Genomic DNA, 26,943 nt, shown 5'->3' on the forward strand with positions numbered 1-26,943 from the left:
TGCGCACCCGGGAGACGGGAGACGCTTGGGCGCTTCGCGCCTGGGAAACGGGAGACGGGAGACGCAAAACCACTAAAACCAGCCCGTCGCCGCTATCCAGCGTCTCCCGTCAAGCGTCTCCCGTCTCCCACTCATCGCCAGGCTTTCAATCCCAAAAGTTTCTCCCCCAGCTCCGTCAACTCCGCCCGGCCATACTTCAGCTTCTCCCACTCACGCGGATCGCCCGGAAAGGCATAGCCTTGTGGCGGTTCGCGGTCACGCCAGGAGCGGATGCGCCAGTCGCGGATCTCGGTGTTGCTCTCATCGGCCGGCACCATGGCGATGTATTGCGCCATGCGCACGCGGTCAGAATGATTCGGGCGAATACCGTGGGCCAGCAGCGAATTGAAGATCAGTAAGTCACCGGCGCGCAGCGGGATTGAGGTTGGTTTCAGGTCGCCCAGGTCCGGCTGATAAGGGTCGCGATCGGCCGGCTGATTGGCGCGCCAGGCGTCGAAATCACGGAACAGTTCCGGCACGCACTGGAAGCCGCCGGTGTCGTCGTCGGTATCGCTCAGTGCCAACACGCCCTGCACATTGATCGGCAAAGGATCCAGCGTGGTGTTGGCATCCCAGTGAATAAAACCGCTGAAGGCGCGCTTTTGGGTGTTCGGTGGGTTCAGGTTGGCGCGGTCGATAGTGACCCACAGATCCTCGCGATCCCAGATATCGACAAAGGCGTTATAAATGCGCGGCGTCTGACGATTGGCCCATAGCTGTGGGTGGTTGTAACACTCCACCATGCCGGAGTTATTCAGTTCGACCATGGCGTGATCACGTCGCTGATGCTGATACCAGGTGCGGCTGTCGTCCGGGTCCATTTCCTGGAATTCCCATAACAGCTGGCGCGTGCGTTCGATGGCATCGGCATCGATGGCGTTCGGCACGATGACGTAGCCGTATGTCTGCCAGTGCACAAAATCGGCTTCGCTGAGCACGCGCAGCGGTTGTTGTTTGCTCAGTTCGCGCAGTTGAACATCGCCGGTGTTGGCAATGGAATTATTGCCCGGCGCGTTGTCGCCAAAGCCGTAACGGTTTTGCGGTTGGCCGGATGTTGAGGCTTGAGAACGCATGCCGTCTCCTCCTGTTGTTCTTGTTGGAGTGATTATTCTGGTCGGCTCGCTGCATCGGTGTTATCCAAAGCACGCAAAGAATGATACTTTCCGATCATTCTCAGGCTTATTACTGGTTACTATGCATCGTCATGCGCGCCTTTCATGAACACATCGCACCCCCGCAAGACGCTTCCTGGCGCTTCTTTCATCGCCAGCTGGATGAGCTACCGTTCGAGTGGCATTTCCACCCCGAATACGAACTGACGCTGACCTTGAACAGCGCCGGCAAACGCTTTGTCGGCGATCATCTGAGCGACTATCAACCCGGCGATCTGGCGTTGATCGGCCCCAACCTGCCGCATTCCTGGCAGTCGCTGGAACGTCCCGACCCAAGCCAACCGCACACCGCCTTTGTGCTCTGGTTCAGTCAGGATTGGGTGCAGCGGCTCAGCGAGGGCTTTGCCGAATATCGTCAGTTGCCCGACTTATTGCTGCAAGCGCGTCAGGGCCTGGCCTTCGATGCCGATTTAAGCGCACAGCTGCTGCCGCAGTTCGAAGCGCTCGTCGAAGCCACACCGCGCGAGCGGTTGGCGGCATTGCTCAGCATTCTCGATCAGCTGCTCGAGGCGCCCCATCAGACCCTGGCATCACCGAGCTTTGCCGCCAGCCGACCGGCGCCCTCGGACCAGCAGCAGTTAAGCGCGCTGCTGGAACGCATCCATCAGCGCTTTGCTGAGCCCTTGTCGCTGGATGAATTGGCCGCCAGCGCCCATATGAGCCCGGCGACGCTGAGCCGATTTTTCCGTCGCCATATGAAACAGAGCGTCCATCATTATTTGACTCAGGTTCGGCTGGGTCACGCCTGCTCGGAACTGATTGGCAGCAACCAGCCAATCGCGCTGATCGCCGAACGTTCCGGCTTCACCAACCTGGCCAATTTCAATCGGCTGTTTCGCAAATACCGCAGTGAAACGCCGGGCCAATTACGCCGCCGTTTTCGCTGACTGTTATCGCGCTGGCGCGTCTGGTGTTTTCGCCCGGCCTTCACTATGCTGCCCGCCTTCTGTTTGGTCGGCTCGCGCTAAGGAGGCAGGGTGTCGGTCTTCTGGCAATTACGGTGGTTTTTCCGCGAAGAATGGCGTCGCTATGGCCTGGCGGTGCTGGCACTGATCATTGTCGGCCTGGCAGTTCTGGTACCGCCCTGGATTACCGGACGAGTCGTCGACGCCATCGCCGATGGCAGCCTGACGCGCCAGCAATTACTGCTTAACGTCGGCATTGTTCTGGCCGTAGCGCTGGTCAGTTATACCCTGCGTGTGGTCTGGCGGGTGGCGCTCTTTGGTGCCAGTTTTGCACTCGCTAACCGACTGCGTCAGGACCTCTATCAACACCTGTCGTTGCAGCCACCGTCGTTTTTCGCCGAGCACAAAACCGGCGATCTGATGGCCCGCGCCACCAACGATATTCAAGCCGTGGAAATGACCGCCGGCGAAGCCGTACTGGCGTTGTTCGACGGCGCCCTGACCGGGCTTCTGGTACTGATCGTCCTGACCACTCAAATCAGCTGGCAACTGACGCTGGTGGCACTGCTGCCCTGGCCGATTGTCGGTTATTTTATGTGGCGTTTTGGTCAGGAAATGCAGGCCTCTTTTCATATTGCTCAAGCACGTTTCAGTGACCTAAACGATCGCGTTCAGGAAAGCCTGGCGGGCATTCGGCTGATTCGCGCCTTTGGTCGCGAGCAGGTCGAAGACGCCGGTTTCAACGCCATCGCGCGCGACGCTAATGAAGCCAACCAGTCGGTAGCGCGCACCGATTCCAAATACGATCCGGCCATTTCACTGGCCATCGGTACCTCGTTTTTTCTCAGCATTGCCGGCGGCACCTGGCTGATCGTGCACGATGCGATGACGCTCGGTGAACTGACCAGTTTTACGCTCTATCTGGGCTTTATGATCTGGCCGATGTTTGCCGTCGGCTGGATGCTCAATCTGGTTGAACGCGGTCAGGCGGCGTACAAGCGCATCCAGGAAATTTTTGATACCGAACCGGCCATCGCCGACGGCGGCACCTTCGAAGATTCAGTTGAGCCCGCGCTGCGCATTAACATCCGCGATTTCCGCCATTTCCCGGAACAACAGCCGGTGCTGAGCGATATCGAATTGAAGGTTGAACCGGGCCAGTTAATTGGCCTGGTCGGCCCCACCGGCGCCGGTAAAACCTCGTTGATCGATTTGATCTTAAGACTGTCGGAAAGCCCCGATGCGCAGCTACAACTCGGCGGCAAAGCCTTGGCCGAATTCAGCCTCGCCAATCTGCGCCGACATCTGGCCGTGGTGCCGCAATCGCCGTTTCTGTTTTCCGCCAGCGTTGCCGAAAACATCGCCCTGGCGAAACCCGATGCAAGGGTCGAGGAAATTGAAACCGCGGCCAAACTGGCGCAGGTGCACGACGACATTCAGCGCTTTGCCGATGGCTATGCCACCCGCGTTGGTGAGCGTGGCGTGACCTTGTCAGGCGGTCAGAAACAACGTCTGGCGCTGGCGCGAGCGCTGTTGCTCAATGCACCGGTTCTGGTGCTCGACGATGCGCTGTCGGCGGTCGATCTGGGCACCGAAAAACACATCCTGGCGCATCTCAAAGAAGCGAGTGCCGGCCGCACCACTTTAATAGCCTGCCATCGGTTAAGCGCGGTGGAACAGGCCGACGAAATTCTGGTGCTCGATCAGGGTCGGGTACTGGAGCGCGGCAGCCATGCGCAATTACTGGCGGCAAATGGCTGGTATAAACGCACCTACGATTACCAGCAGCTCGAACGCACCGTGGAGGATGGCCGATGAATCGTCCGTTTTTGCGGCTGCTGAAATACGGCCTGGCTTATCGGCGTTTGCTGACTCAGGCGGTATTGTTATTGGTAGTCGCCACCGCCGGTAATGTGCTCGGGCCTTATTTGATCAAGGTGTTTATTGACCAGCATTTAACGCCGGGCGATTGGACCGTCGGTCCGATTGTCGCTCTGGTGCTGGCCTATATCACCGCTCAATTGATCTCGGCGGCGACCTTTTTCCAGCAGGCAATTCGCTTTAACGAGATCGCGCTCAATGTGGTGCAGACCATTCGCGAGCAGGTGTTCGCGCGCGTTATCCGTTTGCCGATGGCATTTTTTGATCGCACCCCGACCGGCAGTCTGGTCAGCCGTATCACCAACGACACCGAGACCATCAAAGACTTGTACGTCAACGTCATCTCGGTGGTGGTGCAGAACTCCATCCGCATGGTCGGTATTCTCATCGCCATGGCGTTGCTCGACTGGCACCTGATGTTAATCAGCGCGGCGCTGGTGCCGGGCATCGTCGTCGCCATGCTCGCCTACAGCAAGTTATCGACGCCGGTGTTCCAGCGCGTGCGTTCGCTGCTCAGCGATATCAATGCCCGACTCAGCGAGAGCATTCAGGGTATGAGCGTGATTCAGTTGATGAATCAGCAGGCGGCGTTCAGCAAAGCCTTTGGCAACACATCGACCGATCATTACCGCGCCAAAATCCGCAACATCCTTATCGATGGCGTCATGTTGCGCGCCCTGGTCGATCTGCTCTATATGGCGGTGCTGGCGGCATTGCTCTACGCCTTCGGCATGGACGCACTGAGTCCGACCGGCGCGATACAGGTCGGGGTGATCTACGCCTTTCTGAATTATCTGGGCAATTTGACCGAACCCATGGTCGATATGATTTCGCGGCTGAATCTGTTTCAGCAGGCGCTGGTCTCGGCCGACCGGGTTTTCCAGTTGCTGGATGAGCCGATTGAAAGCGCGCCCAAGCATCCGGAATTGCCCAACAACGCCTCGGTGCAATTCGACATCGAGCTGTTCAGTTACGACGGCCGCCATACCGTGCTGCGCGATATCGACCTGCGCATCGAACCGGGTGCCTTTATCGGCATCGTCGGTCACACCGGCTCGGGCAAGAGCACGCTGATGTCGTTACTGATGGGGTTTTATCCGCTGCAATACGGTCAAGTGCTGGTCGGCGGTGTGCCACTGGAACGGCTCGACCCGGCCGAGCGCAGCCGGCGTTTGGGTCTGGTGCAGCAGGATCCGTTTATTTTCGCCGGCAGCATTGCCGATAACATCCGTCTGGAACTGCCACTCAGCGACAGCGACATCATCGACGCCGCCCAGCAGGCGCAGTTGCACGACAGCATTATGCGCATGCCGAACGGCTACCAGACGGTGCTGACCGAACGCGGCAGCAACCTCAGCAGCGGTCAGCGACAACTGCTCAGCCTGGCGCGAACGCTGGCGCGTAAGCCGGCGGTGCTGATTCTCGATGAAGCCACGGCCAACATCGACAGCCACACCGAAGCACTGATACAGCGGTCACTGATGGCCTTGCGCGGCCGCGTTACACTGATCGCCATCGCCCACCGGCTGAGTACGGTGAAAGACGCCGATCAGCTGGTGGTGCTGCATCAGGGCCAGATTCAGCAGTTGGGCAGCCACGCTAAACTGGTCGCGCAAGAGGGCCTGTACAAGCATCTGTATGAACTGCAGATGCGTAAGGACCCAACCGTGGCGGAGTAAAAAGTTGTGCTGATGGCGAATTTAGACATCCCAATCGACAATCAACCAGATGCATTGATTTACATCAAAAAACTTGGCGATTCAGTCATAAGTTTTTAAACTTTCAGAAATTTCTGAAACTACAGAGGTCAGCTTGACGCCGGAACTGGAAAACATCGTGGTTCATTTCGGTGAAATGGGCAGCCGCTGGGGCTTCAACCGCACTGTCGGCCAGATGCTGGCGTTGATCGTATTGAGCGATCGGCCGCTGGCCGCCGATGAAATCGCCGCCGAACTCAAAGTTTCACGCGGCAATGTCAGTATGGCAGCGAAAGAGCTGCACGCCTGGTACCTGGTGCGCACCCACCGCGAACCGGGCGATCGCAAGGATTATCTGATCGCCGCCGGCAGCATTTGGGAGCTCGCGCAACAGGTGCTGACGGAACGCAAAAAACGCGAGATGGATCCCACCCTGTCTTTGTTGCGCAGCCAGTTATTGGACAGCACCGAAGACGACCCGCCCAGCCACGCCCGCCAACAGTTGCAGGAAATGCACGACTTGCTGGAGTTGCTCAATCGCGGGTTCGACGAAATACAAAGCCTGACACCCGACCAGTTAAAGCGTTTGCTGACGCTGGGTACCGGTGTTCTCAAATTCACCGACCGGATTCGTCCGGGTGGCCGTAAAAACTGACGGAGACTTCCATGGAAGCCGATCTAGCCCAGACACTGATATTGTCGCGCATCCAGTTCGCCGCCAATATCAGCTTTCACATCCTGTTCCCAACCATCACCATCGCGCTGGCCTGGCTGCTGTTCTATTTCAAAGTCCGCTCCAATATTTCCAACCATCCGGTGTGGATGCGCGTCTATCGCTTCTGGGTGAAAATCTTCGCGCTCAGCTTCGCGCTCGGCGTGGTATCCGGCATCACCATGAGTTTCCAGTTCGGCACCAACTGGCCGGGCTATATGGAAACCGTCGGTAACATCGCTGGGCCCTTGCTCGGTTACGAAGTGCTCACCGCCTTCTTTATGGAAGCGACTTTTCTGGGCGTGATGCTGTTCGGCATTCATCGCGTACCCAACTGGGTGCACACGCTGGCAACCTTTTTAGTCGCCATCGGCACGACGCTTTCGGCGTTCTGGATTCTGGCGCTGAATTCCTGGATGCATACGCCGGCTGGTTTCGAGATGGTCGATGGTGTCGCCATGCCGCTGGATTGGCTGGCGATCATCTTCAACCCGTCAATGCCGTATCGCCTGACGCACATGTTGATCGCCTCCGGTCTGACCGCGTCCTTCCTGGTTGCCGGTATTTCCGCCTACCGCATCTTCAAAGGCGATGTGAAACACGCACCGCGTGTGGCGCTGAAAACCTCAATGACCGTCGCCGCCCTGCTGATTCCGGTGCAAATTGTGGTCGGCGACATGCACGGCCTGAACACCTTCGAGCATCAGCCACAGAAAGTCGCCGCCATGGAAGCCGTCTGGGATACCGAACACGGCGCACCGCTGTTGCTGTTTGCCTGGCCGGATGAAGAAGATCGCGAAAACCATTTCGAAATCGGCATTCCCAACATGGCCAGCCTGATTCTCACCCACCAGACCGATGGCGAAATTCCCGGCCTCAACGAATTCGACGGCATGCACCCGCCGGTCAAACCCGTCTTCTTCGGTTTCCGCGTGATGGTCGGCATGGGCATTCTGATGTTGCTGGTCAGCTGGACCACCTTCTGGCATCTGCACAGCCATCGCACTGACCCACCGCGCTGGCTGCAACGCGTGCTGATCGGCATGACCTTCTCTGGCTGGATCGCCACTCTGGCGGGCTGGTACGTCACCGAAATCGGCCGCCAGCCGTGGCTGGTTACCGGCGTACTGACGACCGATCAGGCCGTCACCACCGTACCGGGCAGCCAGGTCGGACTGTCGCTGACCATGTATCTGCTGCTCTACGCCGGCCTGCTGTTCGCCTACATCCAGACGTTGTTCTACATGGCGCGCAAATCGGTCAAGGTGGAAGAGTATGAAATGTCCACCGACTTCAATTACCTCAACACCCATCACACCAAGGAGACCGACGCATGATTCCCGGTGACTGGTTGCCCTATATTTTTCTGTTTCTGATGGGTCTGGCGGTGCTGGTCTATGCCGTACTCGATGGCTACGACCTGGGTGTCGGCGTGCTGCTGCCGCTCGATAACGAAACTCAGCGCGACGGCATGATCGCCTCCATCGGTCCGTTCTGGGACGCCAACGAAACCTGGCTGGTGCTGGCCGTCGGCATCTTACTGATCGCCTTCCCCGAAGCCCATTCGCTGGTGTTGCGCGAGCTGTATCTGCCGGCAGCCTTGTTGATGCTCGGGCTGATTCTGCGCGGCGTCTCCTTCGACTTCCGCGCCAAGGCCGTGACCGGCCACCGCCGCTTCTGGGACTACGCCTTCAAGGCCGGCTCGATCATCGCCGCGGCCACCCAGGGTTATATGCTCGGCCGCTACGTGCTCGGTTTCGACAACAGCCCGACTGCCTACGCTTTTGCCGCCTTAAGCGCGGTCTGCGTCACCGCCGCCTTTGCCTACATCGGCGGCGCCTGGCTGGTGATGAAAACCGAAGGCGAATTGCAGGTGCGCGCCGCGCGCTGGTCGCGCTACTGCGGTTGGTTGGCGGCCATCGGTCTGGCGGCGATCAGCATCGTCAATCCGCTGCTCAGCCCGGCCGTCGCGGAGCGCTGGTTCACGCTGCCAGCGGTCATTCTGCTGATTCCCATTCCGCTGATGTGTCTGGTACTGATCGTCGTCGTCGACCAATACCTGCGTCAGGTGCCAACACGCGGCGACGTCGGCTGCTGGCTGCCGTTCTTCGGCACCGCCTTCCTGTTTATTCTCAGCTTCTTCGGCCTGGCCTACAGCTTTTTCCCTGAAGTCGTGCCCGGCCGCATCACCGCCACCGACGCCGCCAGCGCCGAAGCCTCACTGCGCTTTATCGGCGTCGGCGTCGCCATCGTATTGCCGCTGATTCTGGCCTATACGGTGTATGCGTATCGGGTGTTTTGGGGAAAATCCACCACCTTACGGTATCACTGAGGGCGCTTCGCGCCCGCTTGATGCTGGACGGGAAACACTGAACGCAAGTTACAAAAAAAGGCACCCTTGGGTGCCTTTTTTGCTTTTCATCACAACCAGAATCAGTCGCCTTGCTTAGGCGGTGACGTCGTCAACAACAAGGCCAGGCGCGCATCCATATCCTGCAGCAATTGTGCGCGACTCCAGCCGGCACGTGCGCGAAACATATACCCCTGACGCAGGTCATACAGCAGGGCCGCGCGTTCTTGCGAGGGAAAATCAGCCGGTAAGCGCCCCTTGCTGACTTCACGATCAAAACGGGCGGTCAGCCGTTGTTGCGCATAATCAATGGCGGCAGCAACCCGTTCGGCCACGCCCTCCACCTGGCCGACAGAGGTGACGACGCTGGAAGCCAGAAAGCAGCCTCGGGCACCGCTCTCATGTTCGGTTGCATCGCGAACCACTTCGGTCAGAAACCCGCGGATCGCCGCTTCAATGTCGTCTTCGCTTTCCAGTGCATCCAGAGGGGCACAGCTATCGGCCTCGATATAGCGATCGATGGTTTTCAGGTAGAGCTGGCGTTTATCACCGAATGACGAGTACAGGCTAGGCCCGGTGATGCCCATGGCACCGGTCAGATCACGCATGGAGGCGCCATCGTAGCCTTTGTTCCAGAACACTGAGGTTGCCTGCTGCAAAGCCCGATCGTAATCAAAGGCGCGCGGCCGACCCAATCTTTTTGTATCGTTCAATATAAAACCCTTGACGGCCACCTTTTTCAGATGATTTTATATGGATCGTTACATAAATCAAAGAGACATAGCGATCCATCAACGCATGCTCTCCGTTAACGCACCTCTGCCTGACAACCAAGGAGCTTACCCATGACCGATACAGCCACCGCCAACCTGCGCACTCGCCTTGATGAACTGATGCAGGCCGGGGTCAGCGCCAACCTGCCCGCCTTACAGAACATCTATCACCAGGATCTTCAGATCATGATGCTCGATAACAACGGTCAGCTCGCCACCCTGGATAAAGCAGATTGTTTGGCCATGCTGGAACAGACGTTCAAGGATGAGAACCCGGAAGATCATCTGTGGTCAGAGGTGCACGCCGTAGAGGCATCCGGCGATAGCGGGCATATTTTGGTGTCGCGCAAAATCCCCTTCGGTGGCGCACCCATGAAGGTCGATCTCAGCATCGATTTTGTGTTCGAAGAGGGCCGCTGGCAGGTCATTCGCGAAGTGAACTTTGCACGACCTGCGATAGACGCTTGATGAGGAACCAGGGAACGGGAGACGCAAAATAGAAAAGGCACCCTTGGGTGCCTTTTCCGTATCTGGCGTTTAGCGTCTTCCGTTGCGCGTCTCCCGCTTAACGCCTCACAAAAACTCTTCCACGCTGACGATATCATCCTGCTCCGGCAGCAGATGATCCTGCGCGTATTGGCGCCATTTGCCGCTGCGCAGGAACAGCTCAAAGACATCGCCGTCGATATGATTGTCGTCGCGCATACGGCGCAAAATGGTGAACGCCTGGCTCAGTGGCATCGGCGGTTTGTAGGGACGCTCTTTGGCGGTGAGCGCTTCGAAGATGTCGGCCACGCCCATCATGCGGGCGGGAATCGACAGTTGGTCGCGCGTTAAACCGCGCGGGTAGCCTTTGCCATCCATGCGTTCGTGGTGACCACCGGCGTATTCCGGTACGCGGCGCAGTTTCGGTGGGAACGGCAGGCCTTCGAGGATGTCGATGGTGATGTCGATGTGGCGGTTAATTTCGGCGCGTTCTTCGTTGTTGATGGTGCCGCGGGTGATGTTGAGGTTGTACACCTCGTCTTCAGTCAGCAGCGGGCGCGGTTCGCCGTAGGCGTCCGGCCAGGTGCCGGTGGCGATGCGTTCGATGCGCGCTTTGAATTCGTCGGACATAAATTCGCCGCCACGGTTCACCTGGTCGATAAATTCCAGGTCGTCGCGCAGCGCCGCTTTCTGTTCTTCGCTTTGCGCCACGGCAATGGCCGTTGCAAAGCGGGCCCGGACGGCATCGAAACCATCGTGCAGTTTCTGCAGTTTACGGCCCTTGTTGAGCACGTTTTCTGAGGTCGCCAACTTGCCGCAATCGTGCAACCAGGCGGCGACGTGCAGTTCGTACCATTCATCGTCGTTCAGTTGGAAGTCGGCAAAGACGCCCTCGGTGTCTTCGCAGGCGGCCTGGGCGATCAGTTCGGTCAATACCGGTATGCGCTGACAGTGCGCCGAGGTGTGGGCCGAGCGCACGTCGATGATGCGCGCCAAGGCCTGGATAAAGGCATCGAGCAGGTCTTTGTGGCTCTGCACCAGCAGTTGGTTGTCGAGCGTGATGGCGGCGAATTTGGCCATGGCCTGAACCGTGGCCTGATCTTCCGGCGAAAAGGCGCGGGTGTTGCCTTCGGCATCGCGGGCGTTGATCAGCTGCATCACGCCGATGATGTCATCTTCGTGGTTGAGCAGCGGCAGCGTCAGCATCGATTTGGAACGGTAGTTGTGCGCTGCGTCGAAATGGCGGGTGCCGGTGAAGTCGAACATTTCGGCGTCGTAAACATCGGGAATGTTCACCGCCTGGCGGGTCAGGCCAACGTGGGAAGCCACGTTGCGATGGTTGGGTTCGCCGTCCTTGTAAAGTTGGATCGGCGGCCAACCCTGGTCTTGGCCTTCGTTGATCATCGTCTCGATGCCGAGCACGGTGTTGTGCACCACCGAGAACGCCAGTCGGGAATTGTCGCCATCGTCGATAAAGCGGTAGAAGGTGCCGCCTTCGGCGCCGGTCAAGCCACGGGCTTCGCGCAGAATGCGCTGCATCAGGTTGCCCAGTCCTTTTTCCTGGGCCAGCCGGACCAACAGATCGCTGGTGTTGTCAGCGCTCCATTCGGCGCCAACCGGTACTGTTTCCGGAACTGCAGCTTCGGAGGGTTTCATCCCGTTTCTCCTGCTATCGCGGCCATCGATGTCGGCTTTGGCAAAGAATTCAATAACCGACCTTGGCTTTGAAGTTAGCAATCACTCCCATTTTCGTGTGTGAACTATATCACAATTGGGCGCGACTCCATGTCACCGCTTCACCTCGACTTCCTGGCCAGCGGCGTTGGATCTGAGCCAACCCCACAGACGGCGGGTGGTCCGGCTGGGATTGGGTTCACCGAGAAAAGTTCCGTCCGGTGCGTCTTCAATCAGTAGGTAGTTTTCCAGCTGGTTGCGCGCGGCTTCGGCCTTGCGCTCGCGAGCGTTGCGCTTGGCCCAGTTATCGCGGTTGAACATCAGATCGAGCACTGGGATTTCCAGTTGGCCGATCAGATCCGGCAGGTCGGCGCGATCGGGTGTGGCATCGACCATCATTAAAGCGTAGCCGAAGTTCTCTGGCGGTGCGCCGGTCATCACCAGATAACGCGCCGCCCAGTAGGCGCCCTCGCCATAACCGAGCAACACCAGATTCATCTGCCCTTCCTGAATCAGTCGCTGTACGCCGGCGTTCACCCGCGCCATGGTCAGGCGATCGTATTCGGCATCGGTTAAATCGTCGGGTGTGCGCGGCAGCGTAATCGACAGCGTATTCCAGCCAACATCGGGTAAATAGGAACGCGCCTGTTGCAACCGGAAGGGCCAGTCCGGGGTGTGGCCCTGGTCGTGCAGCAACACGATGCCACCCTGAGGAGTGCCAGTGCGCTGTTCCAGCCACAGACCGAGAAAGCTTTCACCATTGGCGGTCAGTTCCACCACTTCCTCACCGCGCAGCGCATTGCGGTAGTAGGTGGCCAGATCGTCCATATGGTTCTGACGCGCCTGGTCGAGCGCTTCGGCGGCTGCTGTGAGCGGCAACAAGGTCAGCAGCACGGTCGGCAACAACCAACGGGGCAGACGCCGTTTGACCTGCCCCCGGGCGTCACTACAATGGGCAATCCGCCTGCCTAGAGACCGCCTGCCGATGTCGGAATTTGTCATAGCGCCGTCCATACTCTCCGCCGATTTTGCCCGTCTGGGCGAGGATACCGCTGCCGTTCTGGCTGCCGGTGCCGACTGGGTGCATTTCGATGTGATGGATAATCACTACGTCCCCAACCTGACCATGGGCCCGATGTTTTGCCGGGCGTTGCGCGACTATGGTGTCACGGCGCCGCTGGATGTGCATCTGATGGTGTCTCCGGTTGATCGGCTGATCGGCGACTTTATTGAGGCCGGCGCCACTACTGTGATGTTCCACCCTGAAGCCAGCGATCACATCGACCGCTCGCTGCAACTGATCCGCGCCGGTGGCTGCCGCGCCGGTCTGGTATTTAACCCGGCCACGCCACTGAGTTACCTCGACTATGTGATGGATAAAGTCGATCAGGTGCTGATCATGTCGGTAAACCCTGGCTTTGGCGGCCAGAGTTTTATTCCCGCCGCGCTCGATAAACTGCGCGACGCTCGCGCCCGCATCGACGCCAGCGGCCGCGATATTCGCCTGGAAGTCGATGGCGGCGTCAAGGTCGATAACATCCGCGCCATCGCCGAAGCCGGGGCTGACACCTTTGTTGCCGGCAGCGCCATCTTCGGCGCCGACGACTACGCCGACCCCATCCGCGCCATGCGCGCCGAACTCGCCGCTGCCCAGCGCGGCTAACTGCCCTAACCGAATAACGGAGTCCCAGTGGACGAATTATTAGTTTTTGATCTCGACGGCACCCTGATTGATGCCGACGAACGTATTTCCGATGTCACCCGCCGTGCGCTGCACGAACTCGATCAACGCGGCATCGCCTGGACCGTCGCCACCGGCCGCCTGCCTCAAGGCGCGCGCGAAGCCCTGCCGGATGTGCGCTTCAAACATCCCCAGGCGTACAAAAATGGCGTGTTGATTTGGGACCTGAACGACGACCGTTCCATTCACACCCGGCCGCTCGATCGCGATGAATTTATCGAAGTCTGCAAACGTCTGGACGCCCACGGCATCAACGCCATGGCCAACGTATTGAACGAGGAAAACCGCATCGGTGCCGCGGTGCGCGATTCCGATAACGAGCGCGAACAAAGCTGGGTGCGCTATATGGAAAGCCAGGCAATCGACATTCAGCGCCACAACGACTTCAACCTGATCAAGGGCACGGCGTTCAACATTTTCGCACTCACCGAAAACGAACGCGTGCTCTATATGGCCGAAGAACTGGCCGACATTCCCGGCGTGCAAGTCTATGCCGGTGCCGACATGTACCACGACGGCTATTACTGGCTCGACATTCACCACGTTGAAGGCACCAAAGGCGATGCGGTGAAATATCTGCAGCAGCAAACCGGTGCCAAAAAACTGATCTGCTTTGGCGACTCCGACAACGACATCGCCATGTTCGAACGCGCCGACGAAGCCTACGCCATGGGCAATGCACTGCCCGCCTTAAAAGCCATGGCCACCCAAACCATTGGCAAAAATACCGACCACGCCATCGCCTATTTTCTGGCTGAGCGTTACGGATTTTCGTTGTGACATTAAAGGCGGTGTTGTTCGATCTGGACGGCACCCTGGTCGACAGCGTGCCGGGTTTGGCGGAAGCCGTGAATGGCGTTTTGGCGGAACTGGGTAGCGAGCCATGCAGTGAAGATCAGGTGCGCGTCTGGGTTGGTAACGGGCCGCAAAAACTCATCGAACGCGCGTTGGAATTTCGCGCTGTTGAGCTGCCATCCGACCAGGCACTCGAACGGTTCCGTCATTACTACCAACAAACCCTCGGCAATGCCCTATGTTACCCGGGCGTTCGCGAAGGTCTGGCGCAATTAAAAAATGCTGGCTTAAAACTCGCCTGCGTGACCAACAAATCGTCGCACTACACCGAACCCTTTTTACGCCAGCTGGAACTGGCCGACAGTTTCGATGAAGTGCTGTGTGGCGATGAAGTCGATCGCCCCAAACCGGACCCGCAAAGCCTGCATATTCTCTGCGATCGTTTTGGCATTCATGCCAGTGAAGCGATCATGGTGGGCGACTCAGTGAACGACTTAATTCCTGCTGAAAAAATCAATATGCCGCGCATCGCCGTCAGCTATGGTTACCACCAGAATAAACCGCTGGAGGTGCACGAACCCATCTTAATGACCGACAATTTTGCCGACGTTATCGCCTGCTGCTTGGCAAAGGAATGAGTTTATTTCAGCGATAAAAAAAGAGCGCCGAAGCGCTCTTTTCTTATGCTTGAACCCTCAGGCCCGATTGCCACTCGACGTTCGGTTACCCGAACCATTACCGCTGCGTGGCCGACGCCGTGCCGGCTGACCATCGCGGCTTTGTCCATCCCGGCTCTGGCTCTGACCATTGCCACTGGAGCGCTGGTTACGACCGCCCTGACTGCGACTGCCGCCGCCACTGTTGCGTCCGCCACCGCTGGCGTTACCACGACCACCGGCGTTGCCGTTGGCCGGACGACGCGCACGCGGTTTGTCATCCGGGCGGGCATGGGGCACGTTCTGATCCGGCTCGAAGCCATCCAAGGTGGTGCGGGTAATGGTCTGCTTGGTCAGCCGTTCAATGGCGGCCAGCAATTTGGCTTCGTCGGCGCTGACCAGTGAGTAGGCTTTGCCGGTGGCGCCAGCACGACCAGTACGACCGATGCGATGCACATAGTCTTCCGGCACGTTGGGCAGATCGAAGTTCACCACCTGCGGCAACTGGTCGATATCCAGACCGCGCGCGGCGATGTCGGTAGCGACCAGAATATTGATCTTGCCCGCCTTAAAACCGGCCAGAGCTTTGGTACGCGCACCCTGGCTTTTGTTGCCATGAATGGCCGCCGAACGGATGCCGTTCTTTTCCAGATGTTCGCTCAGGCGATTAGCGCCGTGCTTGGTCTTGGTGAACACCAAAGCCTGGTGCCACTTGCCGTCCTGAATCAGTTGCGTCAGCAGCGCCGGCTTGCGCTTTTTGTCGACGGTATACACCGTCTGGCTGACCGACTTCACCGTCGAATTACGCGGGCTGACGTCGATTTCCACCGGATCGTTGACCAGGCCTTTGGCCAGTTGGCGAATGTCGTCGGAGAAGGTCGCCGAGAACAAGAGGTTCTGACGCTTGGCCGGCAGCACTTTCAAAATTTTCTTGATGTCGTGAATAAAGCCCATGTCGAGCATGCGGTCGGCTTCGTCCAGCACCAGAACTTCCAGGTCGTTAAAGCGCACCGCGTTCTGGTTGTACAGATCGAGCAGGCGGCCTGGCGTCGCGACCAATACATCGACACCCTGACGCAGCGCTTTCATCTGCGGGTTGATGCTGACGCCGCCGAATACCACGGCCGAACGCATCGGCAGGTATTTGCTGTAGGCAGTGACGTTTTCGCCGATCTGGGCGGCCAGTTCACGTGTTGGTGTTAAAATCAGTGCACGGGCGCGGTTGCTGCCGGCGCGTTGCCCTTCACTCAGACGATGCAACAACGGCAGCGTAAAACCGGCCGTCTTGCCTGTGCCCGTCTGGGCGGCTGCCATCACATCCCGGCCTTGCAGAACGGCGGGAATGGCTTGGGCTTGAATGGGGGAAGGTGTCTCGTAGCCTTGGTCGGCCACGGCTTTCAATAAGGGGGTGGCAAGGCCCAAAGGGGCAAAACTCATCGTGAGGAGGTGTCTCTTGTGGAATCGGGCAAGTGAGAAAAACGGGTCCGCTGGTCAGCGGGGGCGTGCACTTTACCCCAAGGCAGGTCGCGGTGCCATGGGCAAGGTGTAAAGCCCGTCACAAATTAGCCATTAGCTATCATTGAATTAACATCAATAAATTTCAGCTAATACCATTGGCTCGACTAAACTTCTTTCAAGGTCGCCACCCGACCGTTACTCCACCACAGAGGGCGCCATGATGACCCAACCGCAAAACACTCAGGCCAGGCCCGCCTTTTGGCAAACCTACGCCATCTTGCTTAAACACCCGCTCTTCCTGGGTTAAACCGGCCCAGACTCCATTTAGGCTGAAACTGAGCCGCCAGCATGGCGGCCAGCGCCAGCAGGAAACCCAGCCATTGCCAAGCCGACAGTGCCTGGCCCAAAACCCACCAACCCAGCAGGGTGGCCACCACCGGCGACAGCAAACCGAGAAAGGACACCGCCGAGACCGGCAATTGATTGATGCCGCGAAACCACAACCAATAGGCCACAATCGAGCCGGGAATCGACAACCACAGATAACCGCCAATGGCGCGAGCATCGAGCACCGGCGGCAGGCCTTCCACCCACAGCGCCAAGGGCATCAATAAGAGTCCACCGGCAATCAGCTGCCAGGCCGTAAAGGCCAGCATGCTGGAAGGGCGGCCCCAGTGACGTGTTAATACCACGCCCAAACCCATACAGCCCATCGCCACCAGGCCGGCCATCAGCCCAAGCGGGTCCAGCCACAGCTCGCCTTTGAGCACCAGCAAGGCAACACCGACCACGCCGGCCAAACCCCAGCTCAAACGCCACAGCCCCGGCTTTTCCGCCAGTATCAGCCAGGCCAGCAGCGCGACCCAGAGCGGCTGCACCGCCCCTAAGGTCGCCGCCACACCACCGGGCAAGCGATAAGCCGCGACAAACAACAAAGCGAAGAAAATGCCGATATTGAGTGCGCCGAGCACCGCAGAGCGCCACCACCAAGCGCCTTGCGGCAGACGGCGCACCAGTAGCAACAGCGCCAGACCCGCCGGCAAGGAGCGCACCGCACCCGCCAGAAAGGGCCGGTCCGGTGGCAGGAATTCGGTGGTGGTCAGATAGGTTGTGCCCCAGATCATCGGTGCATAGGCAGTGATCAGAGTGGTCAGCCAGATCGGGCTGCTGCTTTTAACGGCTGACATCGAATCACCTCAACACTAAATATTTTAATGTTGAGATATTAAGCTAATGTTAGACTGGCGTCAAACAGTTCAACGTTAAAGGATTCATCATGAAAGACGGTGTCGATTCCATTCTGGAGCAATGGCAGCGCGAGCGACCCGATGTGGATACCTCGCCCATGGGCGTGATCGGCCGCTTGTCGCGCGCGGAACGTCGCCTGTCGAACCGTTTGCGCGAAGGCTTCGCCGAGCACGGCCTGCAAACCCACGAGTTCGATATTCTGGCGACGCTGCGTCGTTCCGGCGCGCCCTACCGTTTAACGGCGGGTCAGCTGACCCAGGCCGCCATGGTCACCTCCGGCGCCATCACCAACCGCATCGACCGGCTGCTCGACAAAGGCTGGGTAACGCGTGAAACCGACCCCGACAACCGCCGCTCGGTGCGCATTACCCTCAGCAAAACCGGGCTGGAAAAAGTGGATGCGGTGCTGGAGCAGCATGTCGCCCGCGAAGCGCAGCTATTAGCCGGGCTCAGTGAGGTGCAGCAATCCCAACTGGCGGAATTGCTGCGCACCTTGTTGGTCAGTCTGGGGGACGAACCACTGTAACGAGGCGTCCGCTGTCAGGCTCAGTCGCGGCAGTCGAAACTGCTGGCCTGACGGCTATCGCCGCCGCTATAGCGCGGCACTTGCGGGTAAGGACACAACAACCGGCTGACGTTACCCAGCACGGCCTGAGCCTCCTGATTGGCCGCACTGACGCGAGCGCTGACCGCGCCCGGCTCAACCCCCGCCTCTACCCAGTACACCAGTTGCGAGAAAAAATCGAAGTCGTCTGGCGCGGGTCCACCGGCCCCATGCGGCATACCCGGCACGCGATAATAGCGGGCAAAGGCTGCGGCGTTATCGTCGTTGTTGGCGTCCAGTTTTTGGTACCAACGAGTGGTATCACGCACTGAAAACACCGGATCACTGACACCGTGGAAGACGATCAGCTTGCCACCGGCACTGCGGAAATCGGCCAGTTCAGGGTTATCAGCCCCAGGCGGTGTCATGTAGTCCATGGCCGATTCCGGGAAGGCGTCGGTACGGTTGTTGATGAGCGGGGCATCGCGGTCGAAGTTGAAGCTCAGCAGATAGTCTTCCAGCGCCTGAGGCGACCCGGCCACCCGCGTCGGCGGTGTGGTGAACAACTGCGCCAGCGACGCCGAACCCATGACCGCGATCAGCGAATTATGGCCCCAGGGTGGAATCGGTGATTCCAGTTTCCAGAAGCGCCAGTCATTGGAGCCGATGCCGCTGTCCCAGGCCCAGTCGCTGTAGAGTGGTTCCCCGTCGCTGTTGTGCGGACCACGATGGACGGTTTTCAGCGCGGTTACCTGAGCTGAGCTCAAGCACCCCTGCGTTTGGCCGGGCGAGCATTGCAGCCAGTCGGGATTGTACTTTTGCTGGCAGGCATCGACGTCGGCGACCCAGTTGTCGGTCAGACCATCGAGGTTATCGCACTGGGCCAGAATATTGCGCGCCACCCGGTCCAGATCGTCACGACTGAAGGCGTTGCGTACCTCGCCGTTGACGGCGTGAAAGGCCTGCACATCCCAGGCGTGTTGAACTGCGGCCTTGGGCAGATTGAACCCCGGATAACCGGCCAGCAAACCATCGAACACCTCGGGCATACGGCTGGCCGCGACCATGGCATGACGCCCGCCATTGGAACCGCCAACGCCGTAGGAAAATTCAATGGGCGCATCGTAATAAGCTTCGACCATGGCTTCGGCCAGCGGGTTCAAAGTAGCCACCGCCTGGTAACCATAGTCGCGTCGGGCCTGGGCATCGAAACCAAAGCGAGCACTACCGGCAAGACCGGCTTCGGGGTTGGCATCACCGCGGTGGCCGGCGTTGCTGGAGACAACAGCGTAGCCTCGCGCCAGCGCGGTATCGCTTTTATCACCCCCGAGCAAAGGGCCAACGGCGGGCACCACGGCGCCATCGTTACCACCATTAAACTGGTGCACAAAGCGACCGTTCCAGTCATCCGGCAAGCGCAGTTCGAAGGCGATGGCGTATGCCTTGCCATCCATGCCGGTGTGCGCGCCGGTGGTGCCACTCAGACGGCAATGATCGAGCGCAAAGTCGCCACCGCCAGCCACCGATTCGGCGTTGTCCAAGTTAACCTCAGCAACACCTAGGCGGGCGGCCGTGACTTGCGTGCAATCGAGACGTTCGGCCAGTGCCGAGTTTGCAGCGCCGCTCAGCAGAGCGGCGGTGATCAGGGTGGGGGTAAAGCGCATGGCGTAGCTCCTTATTATTGTTGTTAGTTGCTGTTGCCGGTTACTGCTCAGCCGCGCTGAAAGGCCTCAATTACCTGCTGCGGAATCGGCTGTGATTTGATGCCGTCAGGGTTTTCAGGGTCTTTGCCGACCCAGACTCGGGTTTCGAAACCTTCCACCGCCAGATCGTCGCCTTTCATCAGGCGGTGGTAGACATCGAAACTGGAACGACGGAATTCGGTGACGGTCGATTCAATCACCACTTCTTCGCCAAAATGCGACGGAATATAAAACTTCGAGCGAGTATCGACCATCGGAAAACCGACGATATTAAATTGCTTGAGCATCTCGAACTTATCGAAACCGGCGCGGGCAAATAACTTGCCGGTGCAGGCGTCGAAGTAGGCAAAATAACGCGGATAAAAAACGATACCGGCCGGGTCGCAATCGCCCCATTCGATGGTCTGGGTGTGAGTATTTTTCAGCATAAAGAGTCCTTGCTCAATCCAGCCGGATAACGGCATCGGTTGGGGTTTTGCTGTACAGATCGGTCACCAGTTCAGCGCGGTTTTCCAGTACAGCGCGCTGGTTGATCGATCCCTTGTCGGTAATTTCGTGGGCATCCAGCTTCGGTGGTTCGGCTAACAAAACAGCGCGGCGTACGCAGTTGGAACTGCCGGTACTGGTATCGACTAATTGCTGTAACAGGGCACGCACTCGTGAACGCACCGGCTCACTGTCGAGCACCTCACTTAAGCTCGCCTCCTTGCCCAGGCCGGAGATCTGTCGGCATTGTTCGCGGTCCGGGAAAATCAGCACGCTGACGAAAGGTCGGTCCAGACCGGCAATGACAACGTCCTGAACCAGGGGCGCCCCTTCGGCAATAATTTTGGCGCGCAACGGCCCGACGCTGACCCAGGTTCCGGTATCGAGTTTGAAGTCTTCGGAGATACGACCGTCGAAACGCAAACCGCGTTGCGGCTGTTCCGGATCGATAAATTTGGCGGCATCGCCCAGGCAATAAAAGCCGTCTTCATCGAAACACTTGGCGGTCACTTCCGGTTGCCGCCAATAACCGGGCATCACATTCGGACCGCGCACCCGACACTCCAGCTTGTCATCATTGGGCACCAGCTTGACTTCGACGCCGTGCGCAGGCAGCCCGATAACGCCGGACTGCGATTCCTCCAGGGAAGCAAACAACGCCGAGGGCGCGGTTTCGGTGGCGCCCAAACCGGTCAGCATGCCCACTTTGGAGCCGATGGTTTCCACCGCCAGTTCGTCGAGCTTGTCCCAGACGTGTTGCGCCAGGCCGGCACCGGCGAAAAACATCAATTTCAATTCACTGAAGAAGAAACGACGCAGCGCTTCATCGGCTTCCAATTCCGCTGCCAGCAATTCAAAACCCTTGGGTACATTGAAATAAACCGTGGGTGCAATTTCACGTAAATTCGCCAGGGTTTTTTCAATATGACCCGGCACCGGTTTGCCATCATCGATATAAAGCGAGCCACCGTTATAGAGCACGATGCCGACGTTATGATTACCACCAAAGGTGTGGTTCCAGGGCAACCAATCGACCAAAACCGGCGGTTCATCCCGCATAAATTCCATCAGACTGACCAGCATTTCCTGGTTGGAACAGAGCATGCGATTGGTATTAATCACGCCCTTGGGCATGCCGGTCGAACCGGAGGTAAACAAAAACTTGGCGATGGTATCGGGCGTTACCTGGGCATGCGCCTTGTCGACCGCTTCGGTGGCGGTGGTTGCCAATAATGACTCGAAACTTTGCATCTGGGTTTGCTGGCCGGGATCAATCGCCAGCGTCTCAACCGAGGGCGCAACCGCATTAACGGCGGCGGCAAAATCATCACCCTGTTCAACCAGGATTAAACCCGGCGTCAGCAGGTCGATGATGTGACGCAACTTGCCATAATCGGTACTGATCAACGAATAGGCCGGTGAGATCGGCGCGTAGGGAATGCCGACGTACATAGCAGCCAGACCCAGCAATAAATGCTCGACGGAATTGCCGCTGAGAATGGCGACTGGACGCTCTGCCGACAGCTTTCGGTCGAGCAACGCCTGACCTAATCGACGCACTGCATCGAGCGTTTGCCGATAGCTGAACCGACGCCACTCACCGGCAGCGTCTCTTTGCGCGACAAACAAACGATCCGGCGCGATCTCGGCCCAATGGTCGAGTCGCTCCATCAGGGTATCGGGATAAGCGCCCAGTGGTTCGCGTACCCGCAGCACCTGGCTGCCGTCCGGCTGGGATTGCAAATCGGCCGTGGTCCGACCGATGCGAACATCGCGAAATACGGAATTCATGGTGTCACCTAAGATTGTTTTTATTCGTGGTGTTTCATTTTTTATTTGTTGTTGTTCTTGCGTCTAACGTCTTCCGTCAAACGTCTCCCGGTTCAACCAAACCGATAATCCAGTCCATCAGCAGCGCGCTCTGCACGACGCAGTTGCGCATCGATATCGACGACAAAATGCGACCGGTAAAACGCCCAGACAGCGGCTAAGTTTTGCCCGTACTGATTATCTTCAGCGCACGCCAGGGCACGATTCAGTTGCCAGGCGCTGGCCAGAATTCCGACCGCTTCCAACAAAGCCACTGATCCGGCCAAGCGCCAAGTCGTGTCGCTGTTGTCAGCCAGAGCGCGCTGCACCAGCTGGCGAACAGCTTCGGTTTCTTCGAGCAAAGCCGGCGCCTGTTGATCCACTTGCTGCAACCAATGGAACATGGTTTCGCCGCCATCGGCGATGATTTTTCGCAGCAGAAAATCCTGCGCCTGTATCGCCGTGGTGCCTTCGTAAATGGTCGAAACTTTTAGGTCGCGATAGCACTGCGCCACCCCGGTTTCTTCGATAAAACCCATGCCACCCAACACCTGGATGGCATCGCCCACTAAACGGTTGGCGACTTCGGTCGAGTAGGCTTTAAAGACCGGGGTTAACAACTCAACTTCGCGTTGCGCCCAGTCGCATTCCGGGTGGTTTTTGCAACGCGACTGATCGAGTCGCAACGCCAGCTGGCTGGCTAAAAAACGCGATGCCAGAGTTTGCGCACGCTGGCGTAATAACAGCCGGCGCACATCCGGGTGTTCGATGATGGCACAGGCCGGTTCACCGGTTTGCGGATGCCGCCCCTGGCGACGTTCCTGCGCCCATTCCAAGGCAGTCTGATAAGCACGTTCAGCCACAGCCACGCCTTGCAAACCCACCGATAAACGCGCTTCGTTCATCATCACAAACATGATGGCCAGGCCTTTACCGGCTGTGCCGACTAATTGCGCCTGGGCACCGTCGAACGCTAATGAGCAAGTCGGACTGCCGTGCAGGCCCAGTTTTTCTTCGATGCCAGTGCACAGAACATTGTTACTCTGGCCATCGTCTAAATGACTGGGCACCGCAAAGAGTGAAATGCCTTTGCTGCCGGCGGGTGCATCGGGCAGACGCGCCAACACCAGATGCAGAATTCGATCGCAAAAGTCGTGGCTGCCGAAGGTGATAAATTGTTTGCTGCCGCTGAGTCGATAACCGCCGTTGCCATCCGCTTCGGCACGGGTTTTCAACAAGCCCAAATCGGAGCCGGCACCGGCTTCAGTCAGCGCCATGGTGGCAGTCATTTCACCGGCGGCGAGCGCCGGACCATAGCGTTCAATCAACGCTTTATCGCCACTGGCTTCGAGCGCTTCCAAAGCGCCTTCGGTCAACGGCTGGAACATGGAAAACGCCAGATTAGCGCCCTGCCAGAATTCGGTAACCGGCGTTGCCAACCAGCGCGGCAAGCCTTGCCCACCAATGGCTTCGGGTAACGCCAGAGCGGTCCATCCGGCGGCCCGAAAATCCGCAAAGGCCTCACGCCAACCACCGGGTGTTGTCACCTGGTTCTGATCGAGCATGCAGCCTTGTTGATCGCCACTGCGATACAGCGTCGCCAGACGATCTTCAGCAAAACGCGCGGCTTCATCGAGAATGGCGAACAGCAGTTCGTCGTCCAATTCATCACGACCGAGTGTCGCCCGAAGCTCGCTGGGCAACAGCCGTTCGAAGATAAAACGGTAATCATCGATGGGCGCGCGATACTGAGCCATAACCGCTTACCGTGGCGCCATGCGCAAAGCGCCGTCGAGCCGGATCACTTCGCCATTGAGCATGGGGTTATCGAAAATCTGGCCGACTAATAAGGCGAATTCAGACGGCTCACCCAGACGCGCCGGAAAGGGCACCGATTCACCCAGCGACTGCTGCACTTCTTCGGGCAAAGCACCCATCATCGGCGTTTTAAATAAGCCAGGCGCTATGGTCATTACGCGGATGCCGAAGTTGGCGAGCTCACGCGCGATGGGCAAGGTCATCGAGACAATGCCACCTTTGGAAGCCGAGTAGGCCGCCTGACCAATCTGACCGTCGTAAGCGGCGACCGAGGCGGTATTAATAATGACGCCCTGCTCTAAATTATCGTTCGGTGTGCTGTGCTGCATGGCCTCGGCGGCCAGGCGAATCATGTTAAAAGTACCGATCAGATTGACCTGAATGGCGCGCGCAAAACGGTCCAGATCGTGCACACCATCGCGGCCTAAAATACGAGCCGCGCCGGGAATTCCAGCGCAGTTCACCAAACCATTTAAGTCGCCCCAACGCTCGCGCAAGGTGTCGATGGCGCGGCGCGCTTCGTCTTCACGGGTGATGTCTGTGGTCACAAAATAAGCCGACTCACCGAGCTCAGTGGCCAGAGCTTCACCCGCTTCGCTGTTTAAATCGGCCAGCAGCACGCGCGCGCCGCGACCGACCAGATAACGCGCCACCGCTTCACCCAAACCGGATGCCGCGCCGGTAACCAGAATATTGGCTGACTCTATTTGCATAACGACAATTCCATAACGGTCTTTTTAAACTCTCTTTTAAGAGATGCTTTCCAGCAACACCGCCACACCCTGACCACCGCCGGCGCAGGCCGAAGAAATCGAAAACTGCTGACCATCGGCTTGCATCTGACGCGCTACCGTATGCGTTAAACGCACCCCGGAAACACCCAGCGGATGACCGATGGCAATGGAGCCGCCGTTACGGTTCACCTTGTCGCGATCCAGACCCAGCTCCTGTTCGCAGGCTAAATACTGCGCCGCAAAGGCTTCGTTGATTTCGATACGGCCAATGTCACCCAACGACATTTTTTGGTCGGCCAGCAATGAGCGAATGGCCGGTGCCGGACCGATGCCCATAATCTCCGGCGGTACGCCCACCACCGAACCACCGACAATACGTGCCAATGGTTTTAAACCGTGCGCACGAACGTAGTCGCCCGAGGCGACTAATACCGCCGCTGCACCATCGACAATGCCGGAAGAATTGCCACCGGTTTGCACGCCACCAAAGGCCGGGCGCAGTTTGTTGAGCACCTCAAAAGGCGAATGCCGAATATGGCCGTCCTTATCGAAACGCTGGGCTTTGTCGGCCAGTTTCAGACCGCGATCGGCGTAGCCATCGAGCGTCCAGTGGGCGTTCTCGACCGGCACCACTTCGTCGTCATACCAGCCGTCCTGCCAGGCCTGTTCGGCGGCGGCAAAACTGCGCGCGGCAAACTCATCGGCCTGATCGCGGCTGATGCCATAACGACTGGCGAGGTTTTCGGCGGTGCCACCCATGGACACTTCTGGCGCGGTATCGATGGTCGCTTCCCAAAGGAAATCTTTGAACTCAACCTGGCCCATACGGAAACCCGCGCGATGGGTATAGGAGGCCACCGGATTGCGTGACATCGACTCAGCACCGGCGCACAACACCAACTGCGCTTTGCCCAATTGAATCTGATCGGCGGCGGTTAAAATGGCTTCGAAACCGGTGCCACACAAACGATGCACCAGCAGCGCTGGGGCTGCCTGACGCATGCCGGAATACAAACCGATATGGCGTGGCAACAGGTAGGCATCGAAACTCGATTGCGCCACATTACCGGCGACAATGGCATCGACTTCCGTCGCCGGAATGCCGGTTTTTTCAAACAAGGCACGGGCGGCGTAAATGCCTAGATCGGTCGGTGAAATATCACGCAGCACACCGCAATAATCGGCGAAGGGCGTGCGCCGGCCATCGATTAAATAGACGTCGTCGTAACGCGACTTCAGCGCGCTGTTTTCGGAATCGGCATAGGCGTTCATATTATTTTTTCCTATTTAAAAACTGACCGATACGGGCCTGAACTTCCGGACTGGTTTGAGTGATGCCGGCGACCAGCGATTCGGTAAACAAACCATCGTCGGAACTCATGTTTTCGATGCGCGACAAGGCCGACACCATGGCCCAGTTCGACAACTCAGAATTGGTCGCGATGGTGCGTGCCAACTCCTCGGCTTTGGCATCACCGGCGTTGGGCTCGACGCGATACTGCACCAGGCCAAAACGCTCGGCTTCGTCGGCGTCGAGGGTGCGACCGGTGAGCATCATGTCGGTCATACGACCGGTGCCGATCAGGCGCGCCACCCGCACCGAGGCACCACCGCCAACAAAAATACCGTGACGACCTTCAGGCAGTCGGAAATAAGTGGTCGGTTCGGCCACGCGAATATGCGCCGCCGACGCCAGTTCCAGACCGCCACCGATGACAGCGCCTTTCAAAACGGCAATCACCGGCACACCGGCCTGCTGAATTTTGCCGAACACCCGGTGCCAGCTGTGCGAATGTTTAACCACATCGAAAGGTTCACGCGCCTGATGTTCAGCCAGATCCAGACCGGCACAGAAGTTATCGCCGGCGCCGCTGAGTACGATGACGCGCACGCCTTCGGGTACCGGATCGAAACAGGCTTCCAGCTCCAGCAACAGAGCATCGTTGATGGCGTTGTGTTTGTCCGGCCGGTTAAGGCGGATATGGGCAATACCTTCGCTCACGTCGAAGTTCACCAGAGGCGTCTGTGTCATGCTCGGACCTGTGTGCAACACCGCCGCAGCGGTTGTGAAATGGATCATCGGGCAGCGGTTCAGGCTATGAAGTCTTGTTGTTGCCGGTCCCATTTGAGGGTCCGCTGCTGTGGCTAAAAAACCTAGCCATGATTGTTGTATTTGTAAACAATTTATTTTTATGACGTTTAAAGCTAAGCCCGGACGATTTCAGACTGATAAAGGATAAGGCCCCTTAAAACGGGCAATAC

Annotated in this window: 24 protein-coding genes; 11 read left to right on the top strand and 13 right to left on the bottom strand. The window is 58.2% G+C overall.

Features of this window, described 5'->3' with window-relative positions:
• Positions 1-131: 131 nt before the first annotated feature.
• A complete protein-coding gene (locus tag ACXAE6_RS03655; RefSeq protein ID WP_475144657.1) occupies positions 132-1,112 on the bottom strand; it encodes a phytanoyl-CoA dioxygenase family protein in 981 nt (326 codons plus the stop codon).
• 80 nt (positions 1,113-1,192) lie between these two features.
• Between ACXAE6_RS03655 and ACXAE6_RS03660 the strand changes: the two genes are divergently transcribed.
• From ACXAE6_RS03660 to ACXAE6_RS03685, 6 genes are all read left to right on the top strand, one after another.
• Positions 1,193-2,098: a helix-turn-helix domain-containing protein gene (locus ACXAE6_RS03660; protein ID WP_475144659.1), complete on the top strand. Its 906-nt coding sequence runs from the start codon at positions 1,193-1,195 to the stop codon at positions 2,096-2,098.
• Between the two features lie 90 nt (positions 2,099-2,188).
• On the top strand, positions 2,189-3,934 hold the full coding sequence (locus tag ACXAE6_RS03665; protein ID WP_475144661.1) for an ABC transporter transmembrane domain-containing protein: 1,746 nt from the start codon (positions 2,189-2,191) through the stop codon (positions 3,932-3,934).
• Entirely contained in the window at positions 3,931-5,676 is a 1,746-nt protein-coding gene (locus tag ACXAE6_RS03670) for an ABC transporter ATP-binding protein (protein WP_475144663.1), read from the top strand. Before ACXAE6_RS03665 ends, ACXAE6_RS03670 begins: the two co-directional genes overlap by 4 nt.
• A gap of 133 nt (positions 5,677-5,809) precedes the next feature.
• Positions 5,810-6,349, top strand: coding sequence for a GbsR/MarR family transcriptional regulator (locus tag ACXAE6_RS03675; RefSeq protein WP_475144665.1), 540 nt, complete (start codon positions 5,810-5,812; stop codon positions 6,347-6,349).
• Between the two features lie 11 nt (positions 6,350-6,360).
• Positions 6,361-7,743 (top strand): cytochrome ubiquinol oxidase subunit I, encoded by a 1,383-nt coding sequence (locus tag ACXAE6_RS03680; RefSeq protein WP_475144667.1) that lies wholly within the window; start codon positions 6,361-6,363, stop codon positions 7,741-7,743.
• The gene (locus tag ACXAE6_RS03685; protein WP_475144669.1) at positions 7,740-8,738 is read left to right on the top strand and encodes a cytochrome d ubiquinol oxidase subunit II; all 999 of its coding nucleotides are present in this window, start codon (positions 7,740-7,742) and stop codon (positions 8,736-8,738) included. Before ACXAE6_RS03680 ends, ACXAE6_RS03685 begins: the two co-directional genes overlap by 4 nt.
• A 101-nt stretch (positions 8,739-8,839) precedes the next feature.
• Here the strand turns inward: ACXAE6_RS03685 and ACXAE6_RS03690 are convergent, their stop codons facing one another.
• On the bottom strand, positions 8,840-9,469 hold the full coding sequence (locus ACXAE6_RS03690; protein ID WP_475144672.1) for a TetR/AcrR family transcriptional regulator: 630 nt from the start codon (positions 9,467-9,469) through the stop codon (positions 8,840-8,842).
• Positions 9,470-9,601: 132 nt separating this feature from the next.
• Between ACXAE6_RS03690 and ACXAE6_RS03695 the strand changes: the two genes are divergently transcribed.
• Positions 9,602-9,997 (top strand): hypothetical protein, encoded by a 396-nt coding sequence (locus tag ACXAE6_RS03695; RefSeq protein WP_475144675.1) that lies wholly within the window; start codon positions 9,602-9,604, stop codon positions 9,995-9,997.
• 105 nt (positions 9,998-10,102) lie between these two features.
• Here ACXAE6_RS03695 and ACXAE6_RS03700 read toward each other — a convergent pair whose 3' ends face one another.
• Together ACXAE6_RS03700 and ACXAE6_RS03705 are read right to left on the bottom strand one after the other, a co-directional pair.
• Positions 10,103-11,671, bottom strand: a complete 1,569-nt coding sequence (locus ACXAE6_RS03700; RefSeq protein WP_475144678.1) for an HD-GYP domain-containing protein — start codon at positions 11,669-11,671, stop codon at positions 10,103-10,105.
• A gap of 132 nt (positions 11,672-11,803) precedes the next feature.
• Positions 11,804-12,691: a DUF3530 family protein gene (locus tag ACXAE6_RS03705; protein ID WP_475144680.1), complete on the bottom strand. Its 888-nt coding sequence runs from the start codon at positions 12,689-12,691 to the stop codon at positions 11,804-11,806.
• On the opposite strand from ACXAE6_RS03705, the gene rpe reads away from it, so the two are divergent.
• The 3 genes from rpe to ACXAE6_RS03720 are packed head-to-tail and all read left to right on the top strand — an operon-like array spanning position 12,675 to position 14,863.
• Entirely contained in the window at positions 12,675-13,352 is a 678-nt protein-coding gene (gene rpe, locus ACXAE6_RS03710; protein ID WP_475144682.1) for a ribulose-phosphate 3-epimerase, read from the top strand. The two genes, ACXAE6_RS03705 and rpe, sit on opposite strands and share 17 nt — an antisense overlap.
• A 27-nt stretch (positions 13,353-13,379) precedes the next feature.
• Positions 13,380-14,210 carry an HAD-IIB family hydrolase gene (locus ACXAE6_RS03715; protein ID WP_392798492.1) on the top strand — a complete coding sequence of 277 codons (831 nt, stop codon included), beginning with the start codon at positions 13,380-13,382 and terminating at the stop codon, positions 14,208-14,210.
• On the top strand, positions 14,207-14,863 hold the full coding sequence (locus ACXAE6_RS03720) for an HAD family hydrolase (protein WP_475144687.1): 657 nt from the start codon (positions 14,207-14,209) through the stop codon (positions 14,861-14,863). Before ACXAE6_RS03715 ends, ACXAE6_RS03720 begins: the two co-directional genes overlap by 4 nt.
• Positions 14,864-14,920: 57 nt before the next feature.
• On the opposite strand, the gene ACXAE6_RS03725 is transcribed toward ACXAE6_RS03720, so the two are convergent.
• Both ACXAE6_RS03725 and ACXAE6_RS03730 read right to left on the bottom strand, forming a co-directional pair.
• Entirely contained in the window at positions 14,921-16,318 is a 1,398-nt protein-coding gene (locus tag ACXAE6_RS03725; protein ID WP_475144689.1) for a DEAD/DEAH box helicase, read from the bottom strand.
• A gap of 302 nt (positions 16,319-16,620) precedes the next feature.
• The gene (locus tag ACXAE6_RS03730) at positions 16,621-17,526 is read right to left on the bottom strand and encodes an EamA family transporter (protein WP_475144691.1); all 906 of its coding nucleotides are present in this window, start codon (positions 17,524-17,526) and stop codon (positions 16,621-16,623) included.
• Between the two features lie 89 nt (positions 17,527-17,615).
• Here ACXAE6_RS03730 and ACXAE6_RS03735 point away from each other — a divergent pair, with 89 nt between their 5' ends.
• Complete coding sequence (locus ACXAE6_RS03735; RefSeq protein WP_475144694.1) at positions 17,616-18,113, top strand: MarR family winged helix-turn-helix transcriptional regulator; 498 nt, start codon at positions 17,616-17,618, stop codon at positions 18,111-18,113.
• 20 nt (positions 18,114-18,133) lie between these two features.
• On the opposite strand, the gene ACXAE6_RS03740 is transcribed toward ACXAE6_RS03735, so the two are convergent.
• The 7 genes from ACXAE6_RS03740 to ACXAE6_RS03770 form a co-directional block, all read right to left on the bottom strand.
• Positions 18,134-19,795 (bottom strand): tannase/feruloyl esterase family alpha/beta hydrolase, encoded by a 1,662-nt coding sequence (locus tag ACXAE6_RS03740; RefSeq protein ID WP_475144697.1) that lies wholly within the window; start codon positions 19,793-19,795, stop codon positions 18,134-18,136.
• A 47-nt stretch (positions 19,796-19,842) separates the two neighbouring features.
• Positions 19,843-20,262 carry an acyl-CoA thioesterase gene (locus tag ACXAE6_RS03745; protein WP_475144699.1) on the bottom strand — a complete coding sequence of 140 codons (420 nt, stop codon included), beginning with the start codon at positions 20,260-20,262 and terminating at the stop codon, positions 19,843-19,845.
• A 13-nt stretch (positions 20,263-20,275) separates the two neighbouring features.
• Entirely contained in the window at positions 20,276-22,111 is a 1,836-nt protein-coding gene (locus ACXAE6_RS03750) for a feruloyl-CoA synthase (RefSeq protein WP_475144702.1), read from the bottom strand.
• A 92-nt stretch (positions 22,112-22,203) separates the two neighbouring features.
• The gene (locus tag ACXAE6_RS03755) at positions 22,204-23,886 is read right to left on the bottom strand and encodes an acyl-CoA dehydrogenase family protein (RefSeq protein WP_475144705.1); all 1,683 of its coding nucleotides are present in this window, start codon (positions 23,884-23,886) and stop codon (positions 22,204-22,206) included.
• Positions 23,887-23,892: 6 nt separating this feature from the next.
• A complete protein-coding gene (locus ACXAE6_RS03760; RefSeq protein WP_475144707.1) occupies positions 23,893-24,660 on the bottom strand; it encodes a 3-hydroxyacyl-CoA dehydrogenase in 768 nt (255 codons plus the stop codon).
• Positions 24,661-24,696: 36 nt separating this feature from the next.
• Positions 24,697-25,953, bottom strand: a complete 1,257-nt coding sequence (locus ACXAE6_RS03765; RefSeq protein ID WP_475144711.1) for a thiolase family protein — start codon at positions 25,951-25,953, stop codon at positions 24,697-24,699.
• A gap of 1 nt (position 25,954) precedes the next feature.
• Positions 25,955-26,713 (bottom strand): crotonase/enoyl-CoA hydratase family protein, encoded by a 759-nt coding sequence (locus tag ACXAE6_RS03770; protein WP_475144714.1) that lies wholly within the window; start codon positions 26,711-26,713, stop codon positions 25,955-25,957.
• Between the last annotated feature and the right edge of the window lie 230 nt (positions 26,714-26,943).

The sequence above is a fragment of the Saccharospirillum sp. ABV4_185 genome (assembly GCF_056159245.1).